This window comes from Pedobacter paludisoli, assembly GCF_052344095.1.
GTDB lineage: Bacteria > Bacteroidota > Bacteroidia > Sphingobacteriales > Sphingobacteriaceae > Pedobacter.
On sequence record NZ_CP179926.1, the window covers coordinates 3315507 to 3340621 of the forward strand.

General features: G+C 34.8%; 16 protein-coding genes. 8 read left to right on the forward strand and 8 right to left on the reverse strand.

Going from position 1 to position 25115, the window contains the following annotated elements:
• Position 1: 1 nt before the first annotated feature.
• Genes thiL through nadA form a run of 3 tightly spaced genes read right to left on the reverse strand, consistent with a single transcriptional unit; the run spans position 2 to position 3367 of the window.
• Complete coding sequence (thiL, locus tag ACJVDK_RS13650) at positions 2 to 1042, reverse strand: thiamine-phosphate kinase (protein ID WP_443937223.1); 1041 nt, start codon at positions 1040 to 1042, stop codon at positions 2 to 4.
• A gap of 42 nt (positions 1043 to 1084) precedes the next feature.
• Complete coding sequence (locus tag ACJVDK_RS13655) at positions 1085 to 2314, reverse strand: dicarboxylate/amino acid:cation symporter (protein ID WP_443937224.1); 1230 nt, start codon at positions 2312 to 2314, stop codon at positions 1085 to 1087.
• Positions 2315 to 2374: 60 nt separating this feature from the next.
• Complete coding sequence (nadA, locus tag ACJVDK_RS13660) at positions 2375 to 3367, reverse strand: quinolinate synthase NadA (RefSeq protein WP_443937225.1); 993 nt, start codon at positions 3365 to 3367, stop codon at positions 2375 to 2377.
• Between the two features lie 454 nt (positions 3368 to 3821).
• Here nadA and nadB point away from each other — a divergent pair, with 454 nt between their 5' ends.
• Both nadB and ACJVDK_RS13670 read left to right on the forward strand, forming a co-directional pair.
• Complete coding sequence (nadB, locus tag ACJVDK_RS13665; RefSeq protein ID WP_443937226.1) at positions 3822 to 5408, forward strand: L-aspartate oxidase; 1587 nt, start codon at positions 3822 to 3824, stop codon at positions 5406 to 5408.
• Between the two features lie 19 nt (positions 5409 to 5427).
• Positions 5428 to 5943, forward strand: a complete 516-nt coding sequence (locus ACJVDK_RS13670) for a gamma carbonic anhydrase family protein (RefSeq protein WP_443937227.1) — start codon at positions 5428 to 5430, stop codon at positions 5941 to 5943.
• Between the two features lie 2 nt (positions 5944 to 5945).
• Here ACJVDK_RS13670 and ACJVDK_RS13675 read toward each other — a convergent pair whose 3' ends face one another.
• From ACJVDK_RS13675 to ACJVDK_RS13695, 5 genes are all read right to left on the reverse strand, one after another.
• Complete coding sequence (locus ACJVDK_RS13675; RefSeq protein ID WP_443937228.1) at positions 5946 to 7580, reverse strand: Ig-like domain-containing domain; 1635 nt, start codon at positions 7578 to 7580, stop codon at positions 5946 to 5948.
• Between the two features lie 120 nt (positions 7581 to 7700).
• Complete coding sequence (gene mnmG / locus ACJVDK_RS13680) at positions 7701 to 9563, reverse strand: tRNA uridine-5-carboxymethylaminomethyl(34) synthesis enzyme MnmG (protein WP_443937229.1); 1863 nt, start codon at positions 9561 to 9563, stop codon at positions 7701 to 7703.
• A 77-nt stretch (positions 9564 to 9640) separates the two neighbouring features.
• Positions 9641 to 11506 carry an ABC-F family ATP-binding cassette domain-containing protein gene (locus ACJVDK_RS13685; protein WP_443937230.1) on the reverse strand — a complete coding sequence of 622 codons (1866 nt, stop codon included), beginning with the start codon at positions 11504 to 11506 and terminating at the stop codon, positions 9641 to 9643.
• A gap of 424 nt (positions 11507 to 11930) precedes the next feature.
• Positions 11931 to 12374, reverse strand: a complete 444-nt coding sequence (ybeY, locus tag ACJVDK_RS13690) for an rRNA maturation RNase YbeY (RefSeq protein WP_443937231.1) — start codon at positions 12372 to 12374, stop codon at positions 11931 to 11933.
• Positions 12375 to 12899: 525 nt separating this feature from the next.
• A complete protein-coding gene (locus ACJVDK_RS13695) occupies positions 12900 to 16208 on the reverse strand; it encodes a DUF4175 family protein (protein ID WP_443937232.1) in 3309 nt (1102 codons plus the stop codon).
• A gap of 272 nt (positions 16209 to 16480) precedes the next feature.
• Between ACJVDK_RS13695 and ACJVDK_RS13700 the strand changes: the two genes are divergently transcribed.
• The 6 genes from ACJVDK_RS13700 to ACJVDK_RS13725 all read left to right on the forward strand — a co-directional run bounded on the left by ACJVDK_RS13700 (position 16481) and on the right by ACJVDK_RS13725 (position 25112).
• Complete coding sequence (locus tag ACJVDK_RS13700; protein ID WP_443937233.1) at positions 16481 to 17014, forward strand: sigma-70 family RNA polymerase sigma factor; 534 nt, start codon at positions 16481 to 16483, stop codon at positions 17012 to 17014.
• A 150-nt stretch (positions 17015 to 17164) separates the two neighbouring features.
• Positions 17165 to 18247, forward strand: a complete 1083-nt coding sequence (locus ACJVDK_RS13705; RefSeq protein WP_443937234.1) for a FecR family protein — start codon at positions 17165 to 17167, stop codon at positions 18245 to 18247.
• A gap of 16 nt (positions 18248 to 18263) precedes the next feature.
• A complete protein-coding gene (locus tag ACJVDK_RS13710) occupies positions 18264 to 21347 on the forward strand; it encodes a SusC/RagA family TonB-linked outer membrane protein (protein WP_443937235.1) in 3084 nt (1027 codons plus the stop codon).
• Positions 21348 to 21358: 11 nt separating this feature from the next.
• The gene (locus ACJVDK_RS13715) at positions 21359 to 22783 is read left to right on the forward strand and encodes a RagB/SusD family nutrient uptake outer membrane protein (RefSeq protein ID WP_443937236.1); all 1425 of its coding nucleotides are present in this window, start codon (positions 21359 to 21361) and stop codon (positions 22781 to 22783) included.
• A gap of 17 nt (positions 22784 to 22800) precedes the next feature.
• Entirely contained in the window at positions 22801 to 23565 is a 765-nt protein-coding gene (locus ACJVDK_RS13720) for a DUF4843 domain-containing protein (protein ID WP_443937237.1), read from the forward strand.
• A 23-nt stretch (positions 23566 to 23588) separates the two neighbouring features.
• The gene (locus ACJVDK_RS13725) at positions 23589 to 25112 is read left to right on the forward strand and encodes a PKD-like family lipoprotein (RefSeq protein WP_443937238.1); all 1524 of its coding nucleotides are present in this window, start codon (positions 23589 to 23591) and stop codon (positions 25110 to 25112) included.
• Positions 25113 to 25115: the final 3 nt, after the last annotated feature.

Genomic DNA, 25115 nt, shown 5'->3' on the forward strand with positions numbered 1-25115 from the left:
TTTATTTCTTAAATGCATTCCAACCTTGTGCTTTTAATTCATGCACATTATTTGATTTAGAAACCATTTTACATCCCGAATTTTTATCCGTTACGTGACCAATAACGGTAATATCTACATCGTTTTTCAGCTTTTTATAATCCTCTTGACTTATCGTAAATAATAATTCATAATCTTCGCCACCACTTAGTGCACAAACGGTTGGATCTAAACCTAATTCACGCGCTGTTTCATAGGTCATTGGATCTAACGGAATTTTTTCTTCGTAAATGGTTATTCCTTTATCAGATTGTTCTGCAAGATGCAAAATTTCAGAAGCTAAACCATCCGAAACGTCGATCATTGCTGTTGGTTTTATTTGCATTTCTTCTAAAAGAGCCACAATATCCATCCTTGCTTCTGGCTTCAATTGGCGCTCGATAATATAATCTTTTCCTTCTAAGTCCGGTTGAATTTGCGGATTTTCTAGAAAGATTTGCTTTTCTCTTTCTAATATTTGCAGACCTACGTAAGCTCCACCCAAATCACCTGATACACACAATAAATCGTGTTCTTTTGCACCATTTCTATAAGTTACCTTATCTGCATCTGCATAACCAATACTGGTGATACTAATCACCAAACCTTGTTTGCTTGAAGAGGTATCCCCACCAATTAAATCAATGTTGTATTTATTACAAGCAAGTTCAATTCCGCTATAAATTTCTTCTACAGCCTCTAAGGGAAATTTACTAGAAACACCTATTGAAACCGTTATCTGACTGGCTTGACCATTCATGGCATAAATATCGCTCAAATTAACCTGAACAGCTTTATAGCCAAGGTGTTTTAGCGGCACATAGGCCAAATCAAAATGGATTCCTTCTAATAATAAATCAGTAGAAATGAGCGTTTGCTTTCCTTTTGCATCCAATACTGCTGCATCGTCGCCAATACCCTTTATAGAATTTTCATTCTTAATTTTAAAATTAGTGGTCAAATGTTTTATTAGACCAAATTCGCCTAATTCATTTATATTGGTTCGTTCACTGTTTTCAAACATATTTTTAAGCTCTTAACTATCTTGGGCGTTAGCCCAATTTTTTTAACTATGTATATTTTGTAGCCAATTTTTACCTTCAACAAATCTAGCAATCAGCATACTAGCTACGTTATCACCGGTCGCATTCAAAAGTGTGGCCATGGGGTCTACTAAGGTGCCAATTATCATGGCAGGTGGAAGCGCTTCAGGAGGCAATTGATAGGCAGAAATCATTAATAATTCTCCAATATACCCCCCATTTGGTATGCCTCCCTCAACTATACTTACCAAAACGGTAATTCCTAAGGCAATTAATACGGCATCTACATGAAGTAAATCCTTTCCAAAAATGGCAAAAACCACTGCAATCTTAATAATGGAGCTGATGCTCGATCCATCCTTATGCAACGTAGCCCCCAAAGGTACAACAACATTTGAAATATATGCGGGTACTTGCATTTTGCCACTTGCCTCTAAATTTGCCGGAATGGTTGCGATACTGCTACAGGTACCTAATGAAGTGAAAGAAGGAATGATGTTATTTTTCCAAAATAATTGAATCGCTTTATAACCTCCTGCTATAAAGGCATATAATGAAAAGAAAACAATAAAATAAAACAATCCAAAACTGTAATAAACGCCTAATGCTTTTGCATAAGTACCAAACAACTGAGGTCCAAATACACCCACTTGATAAGCAAAATAAGCACCCAAGCCAATTGGCGCTAATTTCATAATCAAAATGATAAATTTCTTCATCACTTCATTTCCAGAAACCAAAAATTTTCTAAAATCGTTTCCTGCTTCAGCTGCAAACAGAGTAGAAAAACCAAGCATTACTGAAAAAATTATCAGCGCCAGCATATTTTTTCTACTTCCAATTTCAAAAAATTCATTAACGGTTAAAAGCTGTGTCATTTGCTCACCAAATGATTGAAGCTTTGTACTTTCTGCAGCTAAATTGCCTTCCGTTAAAGTTTGTTGTATAGGAAAAATCCAGGTAGCAACAATGGTAAAAAAAGCCGAAATCAAAACGGTACTCAGGAAGACTAAAACCATTACGGTCAGCAATTTTCCTAATTTCTTTGATCGATCGATGTTCGCAATGGAAGATGAAACAGCAAAAAATACCAACGGAATAACCGCTGTAAACAACAAATTCAAAAATATATCACCCAGTGGTTTTATATTTTCTACTTTCTTTCCAAAAACTAATCCTATTACACTTCCAACCACAATACCGGTCAAAAGCCATAGTAATCCAGCATAATTTTTAAGGATGTTGTTTTTCATTTATTTTTCTAATTTCAACCAATAAGTCTATTGTAGCCTACCTTTCATCAAAGTCAAATTTTATAAACCCAATTCGGCAGAAATGTCCAACATACGTTGAATCGGTTTACGAGCCTCTTCTATAATATGCTCAGGAACAGTAACTTCTGGTGATTCATTTTTCATACATAAATACAACTTTTCTAGTGTATTTCTTTTCATATACGGACAATCGTTACAGGCACAGCTATTATTTGGAGGAGCTGGAATAAACGTTTTTGTTGGGTTTTCCTTTTCCATTTGGTGGATAATTCCACTTTCTGTTGCCACAATAAATTCCGTTGCAGGATTGTTGATGGTATACTTTAACAAACCAGTTGTAGAACCTATGTAATCAGCCATCTTCAAAATCGAATCTTCACATTCCGGATGTGCAATAAATTTCGCATTTGGATGACGTTCTTTCAATTTTGTAATTTTCTCTTGCGAAAAAATTTCATGTACCATACACGCACCATTCCAAAGAACTAAATCTCTACCTGTCTTCTTGGCCACATAAGCACCTAAATTTCTGTCCGGACCAAAAATAATTTTCTGATCTTTTGGTAAACTCTCTACAATTTGCACGGCATTGGTACTCGTGCAAACGATATCGCTTAGCGCTTTTAATTCAGCTGTACAATTTACATACGTAATTACCAGATGATCAGGATATTTCTCTTTAAATTTTTTAAACAAATGCGGAGGACAACTATCTGCTAATGAACAACCAGCTTTTACATCCGGTAGAAGAACCTTTTTGCTGGGCGATAAAATCTTCGCAGTTTCTGCCATAAAGTGCACCCCAGCAAACACAATGATTTCTGCATCTGTTTTTGCTGCTTCCTGTGATAAGCCTAAACTATCACCAATGTAATCCGCAATATCTTGAATATCAGGCTCTTGGTAATAATGTGCCAGAATGATAGCATTTTTTTCCTTTTTTAATTTTTCAATTTCTGCAAATAGATCTAGAGTTGGATCAATATCTTCCTCTACAAATCCCTTGATATTTATTTCTTCCAGGGTATTCATGTTTTGTTATTAAAATTTTCTCCTACCGGATTTTTGTTTTTCAAAGATACGAGCTTTCCACGTCTCAATAATTAATAAAATTTTTAATTAAATAAATCTTTAATGTTTATTAGTGTGTTAGTAATGTTGGCAAATTTCAAAAAAAAAGTTGTTTAAATGAGTTATTCGCAGATTACTAACATTTAGATTACATTTTTCAACGTCGATAGTATTGATTTTCAGCATTATTTAAAAATGACTTTATTTTTATCAATAACGAAATGTTAATTGTTTATAAGTGTGTAAAAAGTCAATAACTTGTATAATTCTGCTTAAAAAATGCGGAAAAGATTGTGGCAAATTGTGTTTTTAGCTTAGCTTTAAACATTCAAATTTATTTGTTAGAATAATTTGTACATATAGTTAACAGTTTATAAACAGTTGTTAACATTTATTATAAATAAAGGTTTTATTGATGAGAAAAGTAGATTTTCTGGTAATTGGTTCAGGTATAGCAGGTTTGAGTTTTGCTTTAAAAGCTGCAAAATTTGGTAAGGTTTTGATTGTTACAAAATCAAATGAGGATGAATCGAACACAAAGTATGCACAAGGAGGCGTTGCGGTGGTGGTTGATAAAGATGATTCGTTTGAAAAGCATATTCAAGATACGTTGATTGCTGGCGATGGTTTATGCGATGAAAAAATTGTGGAAATCGTTGTAAAAGAGGGACCTCAGCGTATTCAGGAGATCATAGATTACGGTATTAATTTCGATAAAGATACCAGTGGTTTTTATGATTTAGCGAAGGAAGGTGGTCATTCTGAGCATCGCGTTTTACACTATAAAGATATCACTGGATATGAAATTGAACGTGTTCTTTTGAAGGAAATTCACGAGAATGAAAACATAGAGATATTAACACATTACTTCGCATTAGAGTTGATAACACAACATCACCTTGGTGAATTTGTGGATAAGCGTACTAAAGATATTAACTGTTTTGGCGTATATGCCTTTAACACAGAGCTTAACGATGTGGAAAAGATCTTAGCAAATGTGACTGTGATGGCATCTGGTGGTGCTGGACACGTTTATTCTGCTACTACGAATCCAGTAATTGCTACAGGGGATGGAATGGCCATGGTTTACAGAGCAAAAGGAAAAGTTAGAAATATGGAATTTATTCAGTTTCATCCTACAGCTTTATACCATCCTGGAGAATATCCTTCTTTCTTAATTTCAGAAGCTGTTAGAGGCTTTGGTGGTGTTTTACGTCGCAAGAATGGGGAAGAGTTCATGCATGAGTACGATGAACGTAAATCATTAGCACCCAGGGACATAGTTGCTCGTGCAGTCGATAATGAAATGAAGAAATCGGGTGATGATTATGTTTATTTAGACATTACCATGCGAAAAAAGGCAGATATTTTGAAGCATTTTCCAAATATCTATGCGAAATGTTTATCCATCGGTATTGATATGACCAAGGATTATATTCCTGTAACACCGGCTTCTCATTACATGTGTGGTGGTATTTTGGTTGATGAATATGGTAGATCATCTATCAAGAATTTATATGCTTGTGGTGAATGTTCTTCAACTGGTTTGCATGGTGCGAATCGTTTAGCTTCTAATTCTTTGTTAGAGGCAACGGTTTTTGCGCATCGAATTTTTCAAGATGCTGTAGAGAATTTTAAAAAGAATGTTATTCCTGATAATATACCTGATTGGGACACGCAAGGCGTTACACAAAGTAATGAGGATATTTTAGTGACACATAATTTGCGTGAATTACAAAAAGTTATGGGTGATTATGTAGGAATTGTTCGTTCAGATTTTAGATTGGAACGGGCTTATAGAAGACTGTTTTTAATTCATCAAGAGACAGAAGAATTTTATAAGAAGAATAAGGTATCTGTTAAACTTTGTGAATTAAGGAATGTAATTCAAACTGCTTATTTGGTTATTAAATCTGCCATGCAGCGAACCGAAAGTAGGGGGTTGCACTATACAACTGATTACCCATATCATAATGTGGAGCTAATCGATACTGTTTTATAAAACTCAACTAGAAATAAATATGCCTGTTATATTACCCGTAAAAGATAAATTTCCAGTTTTAGGAAAACCCAGTTTTATTGCCGAAAATGCGACTATTGTAGGTGATGTTATAATGGGAGATGGTTGTTCTGTTTGGTTTAATGCTGTTATTAGAGGCGATGTTAACACCATAACAATCGGTAAGGAATCTAATATTCAAGATGGTGCAGTTATTCATGCGACGTATTTAAAAGCTGCTACACATATCGGTAATCGTGTTTCAGTTGGTCACAATTCAATTGTACATGGTTGTACGGTTCATGACCATGTATTGATTGGTATGGGTGCGATTGTTATGGATCATGCGGTCATTGAATCCTATTGTATTATTGCTGCAGGTTCCGTTGTTTTAGAAAATACACAATGTGAGACGGGATATTTATACGCAGGTACACCTGCAAAAAAAATAAAGCCCATTACGGATGAGCAAAGGGCTTTATTAGATAGATTACCAGATAATTATATGATGTATAGTAGCTGGTTTTCAGAAGTTTAATTCTATTTAACTAGAGGGGGGATTTGTAAGGGATCCTCTCTTTCCCAATTTGGTTTTAAGTCCATGAGAATTGGGGTGTACCATATTTTTTCAGGTTGCATATTCTCCTTTATATTACCTGTATCCCAAATACCATTTTTATTTTCATCGTACACAACGCGAACCATATACTTTCCTGCTAAGTGTTTACTAAACGTGATTTTCGTATCTTTTTTTATAGAAAATGTTTCAATTACCTGTTTCTTTTCCGTTAAGAATTGTATCAAATAGTTTTTGCTTGTATCTGGGACTGTAGTATTTAAAACTAAAGTGGTGTATTCATCTGTTGTTCCAAGAACGAATGTTTTATTTATTTCTTTATTTTTAACCCCGTATATAGCGGTGAACGCTTCTGGAAGAAATTTCACAATGTATGTTCGTTTATTTTTCCAAGGATATTTTATAGCATATTGTAATAACTTAGAAGTATCTTTTACTAATTCGAAACCAGTTCTTTTAACGGAATCTTCTAATAGAATGATTTTGCTTGGATCTGTAGCTGCAATTGGAAAATTAAAATCAATTGTATAGGGTGTATAAGGGCTTAGCTTTCCTCCATTTACATTGTCTTGAATATTTAACTCTTGCGTATACGTGTCTTTTTTACCTCTTGAAAAATTGACAGTTTGCAATACTTTTCCTTGCTCCTCGATATTAACTTTAACCGAATCGAAGGTTAAATCTTTTAACCAAATTTTAGCCGTATCATTCGTTTTGTTGAAGTATATTTTTTTATCCTTTTCGTAATCAGTTGGTTGTGATATTGTTATTTTGGGTGATTTTAATTGCTGATTGAAGGCAAGTGTTATGCTTCCATCGTTATTTAGTTTACGATCCGTTACTCTGAAATCACTAGCAAGTTCTTTAAATAGATGTAGATCGATATTCTCTATATTTTTATCCAAGGTCAGTGGGTCTTTTTGATAAGCCACATCATCAATTGCCTGCTGGTAAATTTTGTCTCCACTGCTCTCTTTTAAAGCGTATATTTTATACATTCCTCTCCTTAAATTACTTAATTTAAAGTTACCAGAACTATCCGTATACGTGTAGATAGATGCTTTTTTCTTTCCAAATAACGTATCTCTTTCAATGGGTAGAATAAATACCAAAGCTTCTTTCTCAGCTTCTCCAGTTAAGGAATGTAATACTTTACCGCTGATATATAAGGAATCCAATTCAGCTCCTGTAGAGAAGACATAAGATAGATTCTTAACCGTATTACTTTCATTTACATCTGCAATTGCTTTACCAAAGTTTAACGTATACGTTGTATTTTTCTCTAAAGAATCTTGAAATACAATCTCTAAATTTTTTTTTCTTTTTCTTAAGAGGGGTGGTGTTTCCTGTTCTGGCGAAATTGAAAATTCTTTTGTTTCATCTTTAATATTAAAATACTCATCAAATTCAATTGTAATTTTCTTAGCTGAAAAATTACGCGTTCGATTTTTTGGAGTCATGTTTAAAATTTGTGGAGGTATGGAGTCACGAGGTCCGCCTTGCGGACTTTGCATACTTGCGCAAGATGAAAGCAAGAGCAGCGCGCTTGCAAGCACTAGATTTTTGAGATGAAAATACTGATATTTTAAATTTTGCATTTTAAAGCGTTCTGCCGAATTTTAAGTGTTTTTGGAATAATATGATTAAAATATTTTTTTATTGCTTTATATCTATTTATTTAAAGTCGTTTTTAATTAATTTAACTTGCTGAAAATCAATTACTTATTGATATAAATCATTAAAACTGATATATCTGAAGGCGAAACACCAGAAATACGAGAAGCTTGACCTAATGTTCGTGGTTTTATTTTAAATAATTTTTCACGGGCTTCTTTTGAGATGGAAACAATTTTGTTGTAATCAAAATTTGGATTTATTTCTCGATCTTCCATTTTCATCATTTTTTCTACAATCTCATTTTCTTTCTGGAAATAGCTTTCGTATTTTATTTTGATTTCTGCCTGTTCAATTGTTTCCTTATCTAAGTTAGCTGTATTTTCTGCAAGTGCTTTACTTACTTTGATAACATCTTGTAAACCTACTTGTGGCCTACTAATCAAGCTATGGATTTTTACATTTTGATTTAATGCTGCCGATCCTAAACTCTCAAGCATTGGATTGGCATCAGCCATTTCAATGCCTTGTGTTTTGGTGAATTTTACAAGTGCATCTGAATTGGCAATTTTTTGTTTTACCTTGTCCATTCGCTCTTCATTGATTAGACCTAATTCATAGCCAATAGGAGTGAGGCGAATATCTGCATTATCTTGACGCAGCAATAAACGGTGTTCTGCGCGCGAGGTAAACATTCTGTATGGTTCTTCGGTTCCCTTCGTTACTAAATCATCAATTAAAACACCAATATAACTTTCAGAACGTTTCATGATCAATTCATGCTTATCGTGAATTTTTTGATGTGCATTAATGCCCGCCATGAAACCTTGACAAGCTGCTTCTTCATATCCCGTTGTTCCATTTATTTGACCAGCTAAGAATAAATTGCTGATTAATTTAGTTTCTAACGTTAGAGATAATTGAGTAGGTGGAAAGAAATCATATTCAATCGCATATCCTGGTCTGAACATTTTGGCTTGTTCAAAACCTGGAATTTGGCGTAATGCTTTAAATTGTACTTCCTCTGGTAAAGAGGTAGAAAAACCATTTACATAAATTTCGCAGGTATTCCATCCTTCAGGTTCTACAAATATTTGATGTCTATCTCGTTCTGCAAAGCGATTAATTTTATCTTCTATCGAAGGACAATACCTTGGACCTAAACCTTTGATTCTACCAGTAAACATGGGTGATTTTTCAAAACCTTCCTTTAAGGTTTCGTGAACATCTAGATTGGTATAGGTAATCCAGCAGCAACGTTGATCTTCTGTAACGGGTGTATCTGTAAATGAAAATTTGCTGCGATCTTCATCGCCCCATTGCTCTTCCATTTTTGAATAATCCAAACTTCTTCCGTCTACGCGGGGTGGGGTACCAGTTTTCATTCTTCCGGCTTCCATCCCTAATTCGATTAATTGTTCGGTTATTCCTGATGAAGCTCTCTCAGCAGTTCTACCTCCGCCAAATTTTTTCTCACCAATATGGATAATTCCATTTAAAAAGGTTCCGTTGGTTAGTACCACTGCAGTACTTTCTATTTCAATTCCTAGAGATGTTTTAACTCCGTAAACCGTATTGTCTTTTACTAATAGACCAATTACATTGTCTTGCCAGATATCTAAATTAGGTGTGTTTTCTAGCGCTAATCTCCATTCTTCTGCAAAGCGCATACGGTCAATTTGTGCTCTTGGGCTCCACATGGCAGGACCTTTTGATTTATTGAGCATTCTAAATTGTATCGTAGATTTATCCGATATAATTCCGGAATATCCACCTAAAGCGTCTACCTCACGAACAATTTGTCCTTTTGCTACGCCGCCCATAGCGGGATTGCAACTCATTTGTGCAATGGTGCCCATGTTCATGGTTATAAGCAAAACGGAAGAACCTAAGTTTGCAGCAGCAGCGGCAGCTTCGCAGCCGGCATGTCCGGCACCCACTACAATCAAATCGTATTTTGAAAACATTGTTTATCTTTTTAATGTTCCACGTGGAACAATTTATTTTGTTTTTAAGATGTTCCACGTGGAACATCGGATATTTTTTATTCTGAAAGTTCTAACCAACGCATGGTATACTCATCTAACTTTGCTTGTTGTTTTTCTATTTCTGTACTGAGTTCTTGAATTTTCTTGTAATCGCTAGAATCAACAAGGATGAGTTCTTTGTTTAAATCGGCTATTTTATCTTCTGCTTCCGATATGCCTTTCTCACTTTCTTCTAATTCTTTTTGTTCTTTGAAGCTAAGTTTTTTACTTGTTTTAGTAGGCTGTGATACCGGTTCTGTTGGAGTGTTTACAGGTTTTTTTGTTTCTGCTTTTTTAGGTTGTTCTAAACTTAATCGATATTCAGAATAGTTTCCGTTGTATACAGTAACAACACCTTCGCCTTCCATGATAAACAATTGATCACTCATTTTATCCAATAAGTAACGATCGTGAGAAACGAGCATTAATACACCTGGGAAGTTTTCTAAAAATTCTTCCAATACGTTTAAAGTGTCAATATCCAAGTCGTTTGTAGGCTCATCTAAAATTAAAAAGTTTGGATTTTGCATCAAAACCTTCATTAAGTGCAAACGTTTCTTTTCACCGCCACTTAGTTTCTCAACCATCCCGTGTTGTTTTTTAGGAGGGAAGAGAAATAGTGTCAATAATTGAGATGCTGTAATTGTTGAACCATCGGCCATCTTAATGTATTCTGCATCCGACTTAACAATATCAATTACACGTTCTTTTGGATCAAAACTTAGTCCCCCTTGTTTGTAATAACCAAAAACGGTTGTTTCTCCTTTTTCTACTTTTCCTCCTTCAGGGGTTAAATATCCTGTAATGATGTTAAGTAGGGTAGACTTACCTGTTCCGTTCTTTCCGGCTAAACCAATGCGATCCGCTTTCTTAAATGTGTAGCTAAAATCATTGATAATCGAACGGTCTTCAAAATTTTGTTTAACGTTGTGAAGTTCTATAATCTTTCCACCTTGACGACTCATCTTAACTTTTAAAGTGATGTTTCCAGTGTCCGCTTTTTTCTTTGTTTTCTCTTCTAAATCGTAAAAAGCATCAATTCTAGCTTGCGATTTCGTTGCACGCGCTTGTGGCATACGACGCATCCATTCTAATTCTTTTTTAAGTAATTGTTGATTTTTATGTAAAACAGTGGCGTCAAGCGCTTCTCTTTCTGCTTTCTTTTCTAGAAAATAAGCATAGTTTCCGTTGTAGTTAAATATTTTACCACGGTCTAATTCTACAATGGTATTGCAAACATTATCCAAGAAATAACGGTCGTGCGTTACTAATAGTATAGTTTTTTGTCCTGTGGTTAATAGTTTTTCCAACCATTCAATGGTGTCAATATCCAAGTGGTTGGTTGGCTCATCCAACACTAAAATTTCAGGATCTTCAATTAAAAGCTTAGCTAAGGCTAAACGTTTCTTTTGACCTCCCGATAGGGTCGCAATTTTTTGTTGAAGATGGGTAATTCCCATACGACTCAAAATAGTTTTTATTTCGTGCTCGTATTCCCATGCATTGTGTTCACTTAGTTCTTCGTATAAACGATTAAGTGTTTTCTCATCGGGATTGGGGTTTTCAATTAACTCTTCGTATTCTTTTATTAATTGTTGTTGTTTATTTTCTAATGAAAAAATGAAATCACTGATAGAGTAACCCTCGTTGAATTGTGGCTCTTGGTCTAAAAAACCAATTTTAACAGATTTATTTTTTACTATTTTACCTTCTAGCGGAGGAAATCGTTCTGCTAGTAGTTTCAATAAGGTGCTTTTTCCCGCGCCATTAATTCCTACCAATGCAACGCGCTGGCCCGAATTAATACCCAAGGTTAAGTTTTTAAATAGCCATTCGTCGTGATAACCATGACCCAAGCTTTCTGCCGCAATTAAAGTGCTCAAAGTGTTGTGTATTTCAGATTTATAAAAGAAAATTACAGCAAAAGTACGTATAAAATATTTGTGTATGCTATTCCTAGTGTCAAACTATTTTATTGTGTTTATAAGGTATTATGATGACTTTAAATTAATTAAGTCTAAATTTAAATAGATTGTTTTCACCAAAAAAACAGCGGTAGGACTCGCTCCTCCGCTGTTCATAATTAACTAAAACTAAACTAAATATTTTTATCAATATATACTGGATAATTAAATGGTATGTATATAAGACAGCCAAAGCACGCATGTGTTACGCGCTATGGATCTTATTTATATCAGATGAACATTATACTAGACGAACGGGCTATTCTTCTATACCAATGGAAAGTGCATAGCTATGAAAAGAGCTGTTTTATGAAAATTGAAGGGGTAATATAGAATTGTGAGATTAAGAAAGAACTAAATCAAAATCTATACGGCTAGCCAAATACTGATCTTCTTTTTGGGTCATTAAGTTTTTGGCTTCTTTTCCTTTGTCTTTATAGCCTAACAAATGAAGCGTTCCATGAATCATGATGCGGCAAACCTCATCAAAAGGGGAGGTTTTATAGGTTTTAGCATTTTCATTTACGCGTTCAATACTGATGAATATATCGCTTACAATCACTTTTTCTTCTTCTGAATTATCAAAGGTAATGATGTCGGTATAGGTGTCGTGGTTGAGGTATTGTTGGTTTATTTCCAATAAATATTCATCACTACAAAAAATAAAATTGAGTTCCTGCAGTTTAAAACTTTCGTTTTCAATAGCTGCTTTTAACCACTTCTTTATTTTAAGTTTTTGAGGGAGGTTGTATTTGATGGACTCGGTGAAAAAATTGATTGAAGGCATAACATTCTTTTTGAGGACAAATGTAATTAATAATTGAAGCTGTTTTTTATTTTGAAAATATTTTGAATATCGTTTTTTTATTCTTTCTTATCAAAAGAATAACCGAATACTCAACATGTGTGCTCTCAACTCCGCTTTACATGTTGTAATACAAAATTTTTAGTTTTTAATTTATTTTTTAGGCATATATACTGTGTCAATAAATTTAGAATGATGTAATAGTTACAAGGGGCTTAAATTTACGGCAGGAATAAATGTTGTTCCAAGTACTATTAAAGGCGAATCTAGGAGTTCACAAACCCAAATTTACAGAAGGAATTTTTACTATGCACCTGTTTTGCTGCTCGCCTATATGGGTTCAAACAGATCTATGGTTTCATTAAATTATAGTACAAAAGGCTTGGAACCTAATTTTATGCAGTTGCTGCCAGTAATAGATTTGAGTAATTCGCTTAATTATTATGAATTAATAATCGTCTACCTACGAAGCCTAAACAAAGGATATTGTTTGGATATTCCGAGGTTTTACTTATTCAAGCTTTTTAAATACTCAGCAATTTTGGTTTTATAGTAATAGTTCATGTTTGGAGGAAGCTTTTGCAATACATCTGAACCGTTTTGTTGTTGTTTTTGAAAGTCTGCTAGTAATTTTTTGTATTGCGGTGGAAAATCTTTGGCAGCTTTACTTTCGCGTTTAGCATCTTCATCTTGTTCGCGCTCGGCTTTTTCAGCATCCAAGAGCTTGGTCAAAAGGTCTTTTTGACGATTGATTGTTTCTTGTTGGAGATTTTTATTTACGAGGTCGCTTTCGGTTTGTTTCATCTCTTTGATAGCTTGGTTTAAGTTTCCAAGTTTTCCAGAGCCATCTTTGTTTTCCTCTCTATTAATTTTTTCCAAGGCTTGACGAATCATTTGCTGCTGTTGTGCTATTTTACCAAGCTCTTGACTCATTTGACCTTTGCCAACCTGGCCTTGATTTCCGCTTTTTTGCATTTTTTCGCGGGCTTGTTGCATATTCTGGTTGAGTTGTTCCTGCATTTGCGAGAGTTGCTTCATTCCTTGTTTTTTACTCCCATTAGATCCACTTTTGCCGTTTTTTTGCATGTTTTGGAGTTGTTTTAAGGCATCGCTTAGCATTAAACTCAAATTATTAATAGAAGTCATGGTATATTGCTGATACCTGTTTGCCTCGGCTGTTCGTCGCTCACTTAACTGATCTAAGCTTTTATCTACATTAAAGTTAATTTTATTGAGCTCTTCATTTACGGAGCTTTCTATTTGAGGAACCCGCTTACTAAGCGAATACAGACTGTCTCCAATGGTTTTAAGGTTGTCTTTAAGGCTACGTTGCTTTTGTACCTGCAAGGTGTACGAAGGGTCGGCTGGGGTCATTTTTTTCAAAGTAAGCATCACCTTTTCTTGTTCAAAAGAGGTAATCAATAAGTTTTCAAGCAAACGTCGAAGTTCTTTTGCATTTACATTGGCTTCCGATTCTTCTCCGGCATCTTGTTCTTCTTTCATTTTTTGAGCCAATTTTTCCATTTCTTCTCCGGCATCTTTTTGGCTTTCACTAGCTTTTTTCTGATCGTTTTTTTGAAGTGCTTCTTTACTTTCTTCCTGATGTTTTTGGATTTTCTGTACCTCTTTTTGAGGGTTGTTAAAAGCATTTGGTCTTTCCAGTGCTTGATTTTTCTCTTGCAATTTTTGCAAGTCTTCTTTTACATCTTGCATTTCATTGTTGAGCGCATCTTGCTTTTGTTTTAGGTCTGCGTTATTCGTTTTTTTATCTTTTGTTTGTGCAGCTAAATCCTTTTGTTGTTTAGCTAAATCTTGTAATCGGTTAATATCATTTTGTAAGTTTTGTTCAAACTCAAGTTGTTTATACAGCTCTAAAACACGGTCTAATTCGTTTTTTAATGTCTTATTGTCCAATTGCATTTTAGATAACTCGTTTTGAGTTAAGTCTTTATTGCGTTCTTGTAACAAGTTCTGAAGTTTCTGTAGAAGCTCTTTTGTTTTTTCGTTTAAGGCTTTATCAAAGAGTTCTTGTATTTGTTTTTGCTTTTCTATTAATTCATCGGATTGGCGTTGATCTTCTTGATTTTGATTGTTTTTTTCATTCAAACTTTTAATCTCTTCAAGAGCCTTATCCAACTCCTTTTGTTTATTGAGCAGGGCTTCAATTTGCTTTTTATCCTCAAATGAGATTTGTTTTTTGTCGATTAAATTTTCAGCTATTTTTTTGCTTTCCTTTTCAATGTTATTGGCTAATCGGATAGCCGATTCCATTTTTTGCTTTAATGCTTGATTGTTGGCATTTATTTGAGCTGCGCTTTCTTTTGGTGTGGCCTGCTTAAAGGTTTTCGCTTCCGATCGGGTAATTTTTGCTCCGTTTACGCCATCATTATCGGCAACTTCAAAGTAGTATTCAAGCTCCTGTCCGGGTTTAAGTGTGATATTTCGAATATCGAGGTAGTGCGTGAAATTATTTTGCAATGTCTGGATTTTTATAGCGATATTTTGGGTAATCGTGCTAATAACTTTATTATTTTCTTTGATTCGGTATTTGAAACTTAGTCTGCTAAAGCCATAATCATCCGTAACTTGTCCACTGAAGTAGATTAATTTTACGTTGTTAGAATCGATTTTTTCATCCAACAAGATTCTTGGCGCTTGATCTTTTATAACCGTAATTTGATGTGTTAAAGAATCGCTAGGTGTAACATATTCGTTTTTAGGCGTAATGCTATATTTGGTGTTGTTCTTAATCACGGCAGCAAAATCCAGCCGATTATCCTGAACTTTCAATAGGTTTTGTTTTCCATTTAATATAAAAAGTAAAGAATTGCTTTTAGAAGTGGTTAAATTCCAGATTACTTTTGTTCCTTCTGGCAATAATAGGTCACCAACATTGTTTATCGTTTCATGCGGTTTGCCAATGTAACTGGGGAATATGAGTACGGCTTGGGCATTGAGCAGTTCAGGGCGTGGTTTTACAGATAGGGTTATGGTTGGAGAGCTAAAACCAGCGCCTTTGAAAATGAGTTTTTTATCAGTTTGTACGTTTTTAATGCTATAATTAAATAAACTAATGCTCTCTTTTTCGAGTTTATAGGTGTTTTTTCCATCTTCAACATAAACTTCATCTGGAAATTCGTCGCCGCTTAGTTTTACTTGTAAAGTGATGTCATCACCCTGTGTAACAGTAAGTTTCTTATTTAAAATAGAAAATTCAAAAGGAGCTTTTGGCGCCATGTATTCGTTGTATTTTAAAAAGCTTTGGGTACCTTCTCGCAAAATGCTTGGCGCAATTATGCCAATCAGGACAATAAGCGATATGGGAACGAATAAGAATTTTAGATATTTTTTGTTGTCATTGATTTGGATGGCTGAATAGAAAGGAATTGGTTTTAACTCCAGTATTTTTTGATTGATGCTAGCCAATAGGAGCTGATTCTTGTCGGGTTGGTTTTCAGCTAAACGATGTAGTTGTAGCGTATTTAAGAGTTTATCTTTAATGTCTGAAAAATGATTTCCAATAATTACCGAAGCTTCATCGAACGATAGGTGTTTGTTCAGTTTAAGCATCGAAAGAAGTGGTTTCATTATTAAGAAACCAACCAATAAGAGGGATATGCCTATATAACTAAAGAAAAGAAAGGTCTTTAGCGATGTTGAGGGATGTATATAGTAAATGGCAACAAACAGGAGTAAGTAGAGAGCTAATAAAACCGCTGCGACATAAATACTGCCGCGTAAAATTTTATTGAGATAGAATTTTCGGATAAATTCATCAATTTTTTTAAGCAATTCGTTGTAGTTACTTGACACCATATCAACATAAATGTAGAAATTATTTAAATGAATTTAAAGAGAATTAATTTTTACGTTATCGGAAAAATCACCCCAGTATGGACGAGTAATCAACAATAAATAGCTACAAAAATGATATGCAACCTATGTATTGTTAAATTTTTTAAAAACACAGCTCAAAAAACTGGCTTTTTTTAAGAAGATTTGTTATTTAGCAAATCTTAAAATATATTTGGAGAACTAATGCTCTCTAATTAATAAAATTAACCATCCTTATTAGCTTTAAATCCTCCATGGAATATATAGCTGAATTATCTTCTGGCTGTTTACATACATTCCAAAAAGTGTATGGTTTGCATAACCAAAAACTATATGCATATGTGTTGAAAAAAACAAACTCAGCATTCATAGCGGAAGAGGTGGTGCAATTAACTTTTATTCGACTTTGGGAGAAGCGAAAAAATTTATCTACAGGTTATACTTTATCGGCTCAGCTATTTCAAATGGCGGGATCAATTTTAATTGATCAGATTAGAAAGAATGCAATAAATGAAAAACATTTAAGTATTGTGGAAGCTGAATCCACTCATGCGGTGAATGATTCAACGGAGTACGATTTATTGCATAGGGCAATTGAAAGAATGGCACCTATGCGGAAAAGAGTTTTTAATTTAAGCAAAAGAGAAGGATATTCTTATAAGGAAATTGCAGAATTATTGTCTATTTCGCCAAAAACAGTAGAAACACATATTTCAAAAGCTTTAAAAGAGCTTCGTGCGGCTTTTTCTTCTATTATTTCGCTTGTAGTTGTTTTCTGGTTAAGCTAAACAAAGATTCTTTATCTTTTTAACCTCATTTAAGGATTAAAATCGTATCATTTTCATGAAAATTTAGTCTCCAAATTCAATTTTTTAAAGAAAATAAAAAATATATTTTTCTGAGTAAGGGTTTTTTGTATTCAAAAACGTAATGTAGTTATGCACGTAGATCAAAAACTTGTTGAAAAGTTTTTTGCCGGTCATTGTACGGCTGAAGAAGCGCGTTGGGTAAGTAAATTTTTAGAAGAACCAATCAATAGAAAATTATACTTAGACCCTACCGAATGGGAGAACTATGTGCCTACCGAGTTGGTGAATAAAGAAGTTTCTGATCGGGTTTTTGTAAATGTTTTAAACCATATACACTACAAACGTGAGGCAAAGCGTGCAAAATTAAGGTTCATTGGATATGCTGCATCGGCACTTTTAGTCGTATCAACAGGGTTGTTTTTTTATAAATCGCAAGAAATAAAGCCCATTCCTTTAGCTCAAAACGACCGACCGCTAAAGGTGAAAAATACCGAGCGGAAATTGACGCGTTTTATTAATACGAGTAAGCATGTAAAAACCAATATTTTACCCGATGGAACCATTGTTGAGTTAAATCCGAATACAGAAATTAGCTTTTATCCATTTGATCATGGAAAGAGAGATGTTACGTTAATTGGGGAGGGGTTGTTTAAAGTACATAAAGACAAAACAAAACCTTTTACGGTTTACGCGAATAATTTGGCCACTACAGCTTTAGGAACCGTGTTTAGAATTACGGCGTTTAAAAAATCTCCTTTTACAAAAGTTGAATTATTAGAAGGAAAAGTGGTTGTAAAACCACAGGAGAAATTAAGAGAAAAAGGGGTTCAGCAAGTTTATTTGGAGCCTGGTAAATCTTTTACAGTCAATATGAAAACCTTTCAGTCATTTATTAGCAATACAAATGAGATTGTTACTGGGAAGAAGACTTTGTTGACAATTAATAAAGTAATTATTACTGAAAAAGGCATCACATTTAACAATGAACCACTTGAGCATGTATTTAATACGCTGCAAGAGGAGTTAAACGTAAAAATAGAATACAACACCAAATTGGTTAGCAAAATGGTTTTCTCTGGCCAATATGAATTTGGACACGATGAAATGGAAAGTTTTTTAACCATGCTTTGTGCGCTTAACAATTTGGTGGTTGAGAAAAATGAGAAAGGGTATATAATCAGAAAACAAACAAATACAGCTATAAACAACTAAACCAACCAAACATTTCATGATTAAAATTTTTACTAAAATGCATGTTCCAAAACATGCGCTACTGCTACTGCTTTGCCTTTTTTTTAGGCTTAGTGGATATGCACAAACTCCAGCGGTACGAGGGATGGTTAAAGATGCAAAAGGAACCATTGTAGGTGCTGTGGTAGTTGCTCAAAATGTGTCAACAAAGGGCAAAACAACGGTAACCACCAATGATAAAGGTGTGTTTACCTTTCAAAAATTAACTGCGGGAGCCTACACATTTACGATTTCTTTTATTGGATACGAAACGAAGACCATTACTGGAGAGGTAAAAGACGGAGGTACATTTTCGACTTCTATTGTGTTGAAAGAAAGTACTACCACGTTGGATAAAGAAGTAATTGTTACAGGGACAGGGATTAACCGAAATAAAAATACCTTTACGGGTAGTACAGCAATCTTTACTGGCGAAGAATTGAAGATGATTAGTAACAACAACATTATTCAAAGTTTAAGAACGCTTGACCCTTCATTTCTCTTAATGGAAAACAATTTGTCTGGATCTGATCCAAATGTTTTGCCTATCATCGAGGTTAGGGGAAAAAGTAGCGTGCCAAATGCGAGTTTAAGAGATCAATTTGGTTCGGACCCAAACCAGCCTTTATTTATTTTAGACGGCTTTGAAACGACATTACAAACCATTGTAGATTTAGATATGAACAGAGTTGGCTCCGTAACGATTCTGAAGGATGCGGCTTCGACGGCTTTATACGGTGCGCGAGCATCCAATGGTGTTGTGGTTGTTGAAACCATCCGTCCAAAAGCAGGCGAACTTAAGCTTTCTTATACCAACGATTTTAGAATTGAAAGCCCAGATTTATCCGTTTATAATATGATGAATGCGGCTGAAAAATTAGAGTTTGAGCGTTTATCAGGTAGATATACCGTAGCAGAATCAAATCCAACACAGCAAGTGTTTTTAGATCAACTATATAACCAGCATCTAATGGACATAAGAAGAGGCGTTGACAGTTATTGGTTAAGTGAGCCATTGCAAACAGGTTATAGTGATAACAACTCTATTTTTGTTGAAGGAGGTGATCAGGTTTTTACGTATGGAGTAGGAATGAATTATAAATCTCAATCAGGTACGATGAAAGGATCTGGGAGAGATAGTTACAGCGGTAGCATTAACCTTACTTACAGAAAAAATAAGGTAAGCGTAAACAACGTTACTTATATCAGAGGTTATTCTTCGTACAATTCGCCTTACGGCTCATTTAGTAAATACGTAAATACCAATCCGTATTATGAAAAAAACTATACCAATCGTTATTTGGAGACTACGCGAACATCTTTAGGTTCGGGAATAGTAGTAGCCAATCCGCTATACGATGCATTGTTACCACAATACAATCGCACGAGTAACTTAGAAATTCAGAACAATTTAAATATTAACTATGATTTTGCGAATGGCTTTAGGTTAAACGGATCGATTCAAATTACAAAAGGGGGCACGAACACGGAAATCTACAAATCGCCTGAAAATAGCGAATTTGAGAATGTAGCACTTTTAAAGAAGGGTAGTTATAACGATAACCGAGCAACTAATTTATCGTATCAGGGAAATGTCGTGCTTACCTATTATAAGGCAATTGCTGAGAAACATGTTTTAAACGCGAATTTCAGGGCATCTATTAATGAGAATCAAAACGAAAGTTATGGAACTAGGTTAGAAGGATTTCCCCTAGGAAGTGAGGGTAATCCACGTTTTGCGTATGGTTATGCAGAAGGAGGAGTTCCTTCATCAGCTTCGAATGTATACAGAACCTTAAACGGTACATTTTCTGGAAACTATGCCTATGATAACAGATATTTGGCAGATGCATCTTACCGTTTAGATGGTTCTACAGCTTTCGGGTCTAATAAACAATTTACGCCTTATTTCTCTTTTGGTTTAGGTTGGAACATGCAGAACGAAGCGTTTCTTAAAAACTCTAAATGGGTAAACAGATTAAAATTATTTGGCAATATTGGGGTAACAGGGAATCAAAATTATGGAAACATCACATCCCTATCTGTATACAATTTCAACAGCAATAGCAACTACAATATTTTCGGACAAGGGGTTAGTGTAACTACCTTGGGAAATCCAGATTTAGCGCCTCAAAAAACGACACAAATAAGTACTGGTATTGATTTCAGCTTTTTTGACAACCGCTTTACGGGTTATTTAAATGCCTACAGTAAAAAAACGGATCCATTGGTGGTTGCTGTTGATTTGCCTGCATCTACAGGAGTATTTTCTTACCCGTTGAATGTGGGTACATTAAGCTATAATGGGATGGAAGCGAAATTAAATTACTTGCCAATTCGAAATACCGCAAAAAGAATCTCATTAATGGTAGGGGTAACGGCCTCAGCGTATAAAAGCAAATACGATAATTTTGGGAATACCTTAGCTTCATTAAATAAACAACAAGAAATAAGTAAGACAACCTTACGCTATACAGACGGATATAGTCCAGAAACTATTTGGGCGATAAAATCATTAGGCATCGATCCTGCAACAGGAAGGGAACTTTATTTAACCCCAGAAGGTCAGTATACGTTCGACTATAACGGTGCAAATATTTCTGATGTAGGCAATACTACTCCTACCGTTCAAGGAGTATTGACAACCAACTTTACGTTTAAAGGGTTCAGTTTAGGTATAAATCTCCGATACAGTTTAGGTGGGGATGTATTTAATACCGCTTTGTTTAATAAAGTAGAAAATATCAGTTACACAAACATCACGCTAAATCAGGATAGAAGAGCTTTGTACGATAGATGGCAAAACTCAGGTGATATTGCACAATTCAAAGCGATTTCTCAAACATCAACAACACCAATTTCTTCTCGTTTTGTACAGAAAGAAAACTTTATTAGCGGAGAATCGATCAATTTAGGGTATCGTTTTGATGGTCAAAATTGGGTTAAAAAACTAGGAATGCGTTCAATCAGTGTAAATGCAATGACTTCCGATATTTTTAACGTATCAACAGTAAGAAGAGAGCGTGGGATAGATTATCCATATGCTAGAACTGTGGCATTTAGTTTCAGAGCCTCATTTTAATCCTTAAAGAGATGAAAAAGAATTATATTAAATTAATCGCAACCTTATTGGTTTTATTATTCGGGTCGTGCAAAAAATTTCTTGATGTTCAGCCAGAAGATAAGGTGTTAGAAGATCAATTATTTACCACACAAAAGGGTATCAATACAGCATTAAATGGTTTATATGTTAACTTAGGAAAGAATGACCTATATGGAGATAACCTAACGTTATCAACTATGGATATTTTAGCACAAAGGTATAATTTGTCTTCGACACATGCCTTGTATAAAATTGCAACCTATGCCTATACAGATGCACCGGCAACTACTAAATTTTCTGCTATTTGGACACAAGCGTATGCTAATATTTTAAATATCAATGCGTTTTTAGAAAATTTGGATAAGTACCCAGGGGTTTTAGATGCGAAGACTGAGGCCTTATATAGGGGAGAAGTAATCGCAATGAGAGCATTTTTACATTTTGACCTCTTACGTATTTACGGTCCTAGATATAGTACGGCGGATTCAACAAAACAGTCAATTCCGTACTATGAAAGTAGCCAATCTAAAGTTAATCCACTTTTACCAGCCAACCAAGTAATGCAAAAGGTTTTGACTGATTTTGCGCGCGCAGAAGCGCTTTTAAGTGCTGATCCAATCATTACAGCGGGCGTAAACGCAGCTACCTCAACGGGGAATGCAGATTTTACAAAAAGTTCAAGAAACTTACGATTAAATTATTACGCGGTAAAAGGACTGCAAGCAAGAGCACTTTTATATAGAGGAGATAAGGTATCGGCTCTTGAGGCTGCAAAAGTGGTTATTCAAAAAGCTGATTACTTTAAATGGACTACCACCGCGAATGCATTAACTGAAAAAGTAAATCCTGATCGTATTTTTTCTACTGAAATGATTTTTGGTACAATGAATACACAATTGTACACAAGGTATACTGCTTTATTCGATCCTGCAGTTAATGACCAAAACATCTTAGCTCCAGCGACAACTAGATTAACAGCCGTTTTTGAATCAAATGAAAGTGATTACCGCTACAATTTAAACTGGCAGATACCTACTACAGGTATAAAAGCGTATAAAACATTTTATAAATACGCAGATGTAGTCGACAAGACGAAGACCTTTAGATTTTATATTCCAATACTAAAAATTAGCGAAATGTATTATATCGCCGCAGAATGTGAACCGGTTGCGGCTACTGGTATAACCCAATTAAATGTGGTTCGTTTTAACCGAGGACTAACAAATTTGGCGGCAACCGTAAATGTAAATACTGAATTACAAAAGGAATATCAGAAAGACTTTTTTGGTGAAGGTCAATTGTTTTATTACTACAAACGTAGAAATGTTACATCGGTGGGGAATGGAACAGGTAGTGGAAATATTACCATTGTACCGGTAGTTCCATTGCCATTGGAAGAAACTCAATATCGTTAACGAATAAGAAAAACCACATGAAAATAAATAAATTTTATATAGTAGTAGGGTTACTTCTACTGATTTGCGCAAGCAGCTGTAAAAAAGGTTTAGAAACCTATCAAGGGAAAAATGATATCTATTTTAATGAATCATCAAGATTGCCTGTGTTTACTGGTGATATAATAAAGGACTCTACCATCATGTCTTTTTCATTAGCGAAAAGTAAAGATTCGACAGTGAATATGATTATTAAAACGACTGGAGCACTCAGTGATCAGGATAGAGTTTATAAGTTATCGGTAGATCCGGCATCAACAGCTATTGTTGGGAAGCATTATGCGGAATTACCTAAAACTTTTACCATCAAAAAAAATAAATTTCAGGATACAGTAAAAATCAAATTTTTTAGGACTGTAGATATGCAGACAAATAACTTCAAGTTGATTTTTAATCTGGAAGCGAATGAAAATTTTGCTACAGAAATGAGAGATAAAGTTATCAATACAACAACAAGGCAAAAAATAAGCTTTATTACCTATAAATGGTATGTGAATGATATTATAAAAAGACCTGGTCGTTGGTTTGACCTTTACGTAGGAACCTTTTCAAGAGCGAAATTAACGTTAATGGTTGCTGTGTTGGGAGTTGATCCAAGTTATATGGACACAACTGCTTCTCTTGCTGAGATGCTTGCTTACGGAAGCTTTATGCAGCGATACCTGAATGAAGAAAGAAAAGCAGGAAGAACAGTCTACGAAGACGATGGAAATGAGATGATTATGGGTTCAGCAGTTCAATAAATCAAATCTTAAAAATTACGATTATGACTTTTAAAAAATATTTATTAATAATGTCCCTTGGTATTGCAACCTGTTTGAATGCTTGCAAAAAGGATCTGGGAAATTATACATATACTGAAATAAACGAGCTGTCTACCGTTTCTGGTGTTGCGACAGAAGTAACGGCTATTTATGGTAAGCAATTTGTACTAACCCCAGACTTGAAATTTACCCAGGATTCGGGAACAGATGAATCTAGATATAGCTACGAGTGGTCTTACATTGGCTCTAATGGAGTAGGAGGAAATAAATTGTTCTCCTTGGCTACTACCAAAAACCTGGATTTAAAAATGACTCTGGTAGCCAATTCATATACAGCTTATTATTCAGTAACAGATAAAACGACCGGCGTAAAATTCAGATATTCATTTACTTTAAAAGTTGTAAATGAAATAAACGAAGGTTGGTTCATGCTGTGTGATGTAGCAGGTAATTCAAGAGTGGATGTGTTATCCCTCAAGGCTTCTGGCGATTTTGACTTGGTTACAGATTTACTAACTACTACTGGATCTGATTTAAAATTGACTGGTAAACCTGTATTTACCTATACCTATAATACCGGTCTTTTACTGGGGTCAGATGCTATTAATTATGGTTTTTATTTCGGCACGGATAAAGGTACACAAAAAGCAGATCCAAACACGTTTAAATGGACAAAGACAATGGGGTTAACCTATGAAATGTACGGAAATATTCCAGAGGGTTTTTATGCGGATGTAATCAGACAGCGCGGAAGTAGCTCTGCCTATATGCTTGGTAACAAAGATGTTTATTATTATGATCGTTCGCAAAATATTTTTTATTCAGCACCAATCAATTACATTACAGCAGAGCAAAGAGAAGTTAATTTAGCGCCGTTTATTGCGGGCAATAATCAACTTCAATCACCTCAGGTTGCGCTATTCTATGATACAGATAACCGCAGATTTTTGAAACATTCTGGTACAGCTTTAACGTGTTCGACATTAGCAGACCCAACTGGTGCTCAAAAATTATTTAGTTTTAATACAGGGATGGACGCCCTTTATATGAGATGGGTTTCATTTAATGGAGGCGAAGTGTTTACAGTACTTAAAGACCCCGTTAATTCGAAAAGATACTTAGCTAGATTTAATGCCATCAGCAACGCACAATCGTACTATGCTGAAATTCTTGCAACTAATTTTAGCAATGCAGAATTTTATGCTGTGAGCCCAGATTTAGGCTATCTGTTTTATTGTGTAGATGGTAAATTGTATGAATACGACATGTCTTCAAAAACAACGAAACTAATGCTTGATTTAGGAATCAAGAAAGTTTCTTACTTAGAGTTTTATGAATTTAAGAATACGCTTAAATACAAAGATTCAAACAAATTAATGCTTGGTTATTATGACAGCGCTTTGCCAGAGGGGAGCAATGGAAGTTTAGATATTTACACAGTACCTGCAGTAAACGGGGATTTAGTTCTGTATAAAAGCTTTACCGGCTTTGGCAAAATTAAAAGTTTAACATACAGAGAACGTTAAGCA

Excerpts from the sequence above, each read along its gene's own strand:
- nadA (WP_443937225.1), bottom strand. The coding sequence starts at position 3,367 with ATGAATACCCTGGAAGAAATAAATATCAAGGGATTTGTAGAGGAAGAT.
- mnmG (WP_443937229.1), bottom strand. The coding sequence starts at position 9,563 with ATGTTTTCAAAATACGATTTGATTGTAGTGGGTGCCGGACATGCCGGC.
- ACJVDK_RS13700 (WP_443937233.1), top strand. The coding sequence starts at position 16,481 with ATGGAATATATAGCTGAATTATCTTCTGGCTGTTTACATACATTCCAA.
- ACJVDK_RS13675 (WP_443937228.1), bottom strand. The coding sequence starts at position 7,580 with ATGCAAAATTTAAAATATCAGTATTTTCATCTCAAAAATCTAGTGCTT.
- ACJVDK_RS13720 (WP_443937237.1), top strand. The coding sequence starts at position 22,801 with ATGAAAATAAATAAATTTTATATAGTAGTAGGGTTACTTCTACTGATT.
- ybeY (WP_443937231.1), bottom strand. The coding sequence starts at position 12,374 with ATGCCTTCAATCAATTTTTTCACCGAGTCCATCAAATACAACCTCCCT.
- thiL (WP_443937223.1), bottom strand. The coding sequence starts at position 1,042 with ATGTTTGAAAACAGTGAACGAACCAATATAAATGAATTAGGCGAATTT.
- ACJVDK_RS13670 (WP_443937227.1), top strand. The coding sequence starts at position 5,428 with ATGCCTGTTATATTACCCGTAAAAGATAAATTTCCAGTTTTAGGAAAA.
- ACJVDK_RS13655 (WP_443937224.1), bottom strand. The coding sequence starts at position 2,314 with ATGAAAAACAACATCCTTAAAAATTATGCTGGATTACTATGGCTTTTG.
- ACJVDK_RS13695 (WP_443937232.1), bottom strand. The coding sequence starts at position 16,208 with ATGGTGTCAAGTAACTACAACGAATTGCTTAAAAAAATTGATGAATTT.
- ACJVDK_RS13725 (WP_443937238.1), top strand. The coding sequence starts at position 23,589 with ATGACTTTTAAAAAATATTTATTAATAATGTCCCTTGGTATTGCAACC.
- nadB (WP_443937226.1), top strand. The coding sequence starts at position 3,822 with ATGAGAAAAGTAGATTTTCTGGTAATTGGTTCAGGTATAGCAGGTTTG.
- ACJVDK_RS13715 (WP_443937236.1), top strand. The coding sequence starts at position 21,359 with ATGAAAAAGAATTATATTAAATTAATCGCAACCTTATTGGTTTTATTA.
- ACJVDK_RS13705 (WP_443937234.1), top strand. The coding sequence starts at position 17,165 with ATGCACGTAGATCAAAAACTTGTTGAAAAGTTTTTTGCCGGTCATTGT.
- ACJVDK_RS13710 (WP_443937235.1), top strand. The coding sequence starts at position 18,264 with ATGATTAAAATTTTTACTAAAATGCATGTTCCAAAACATGCGCTACTG.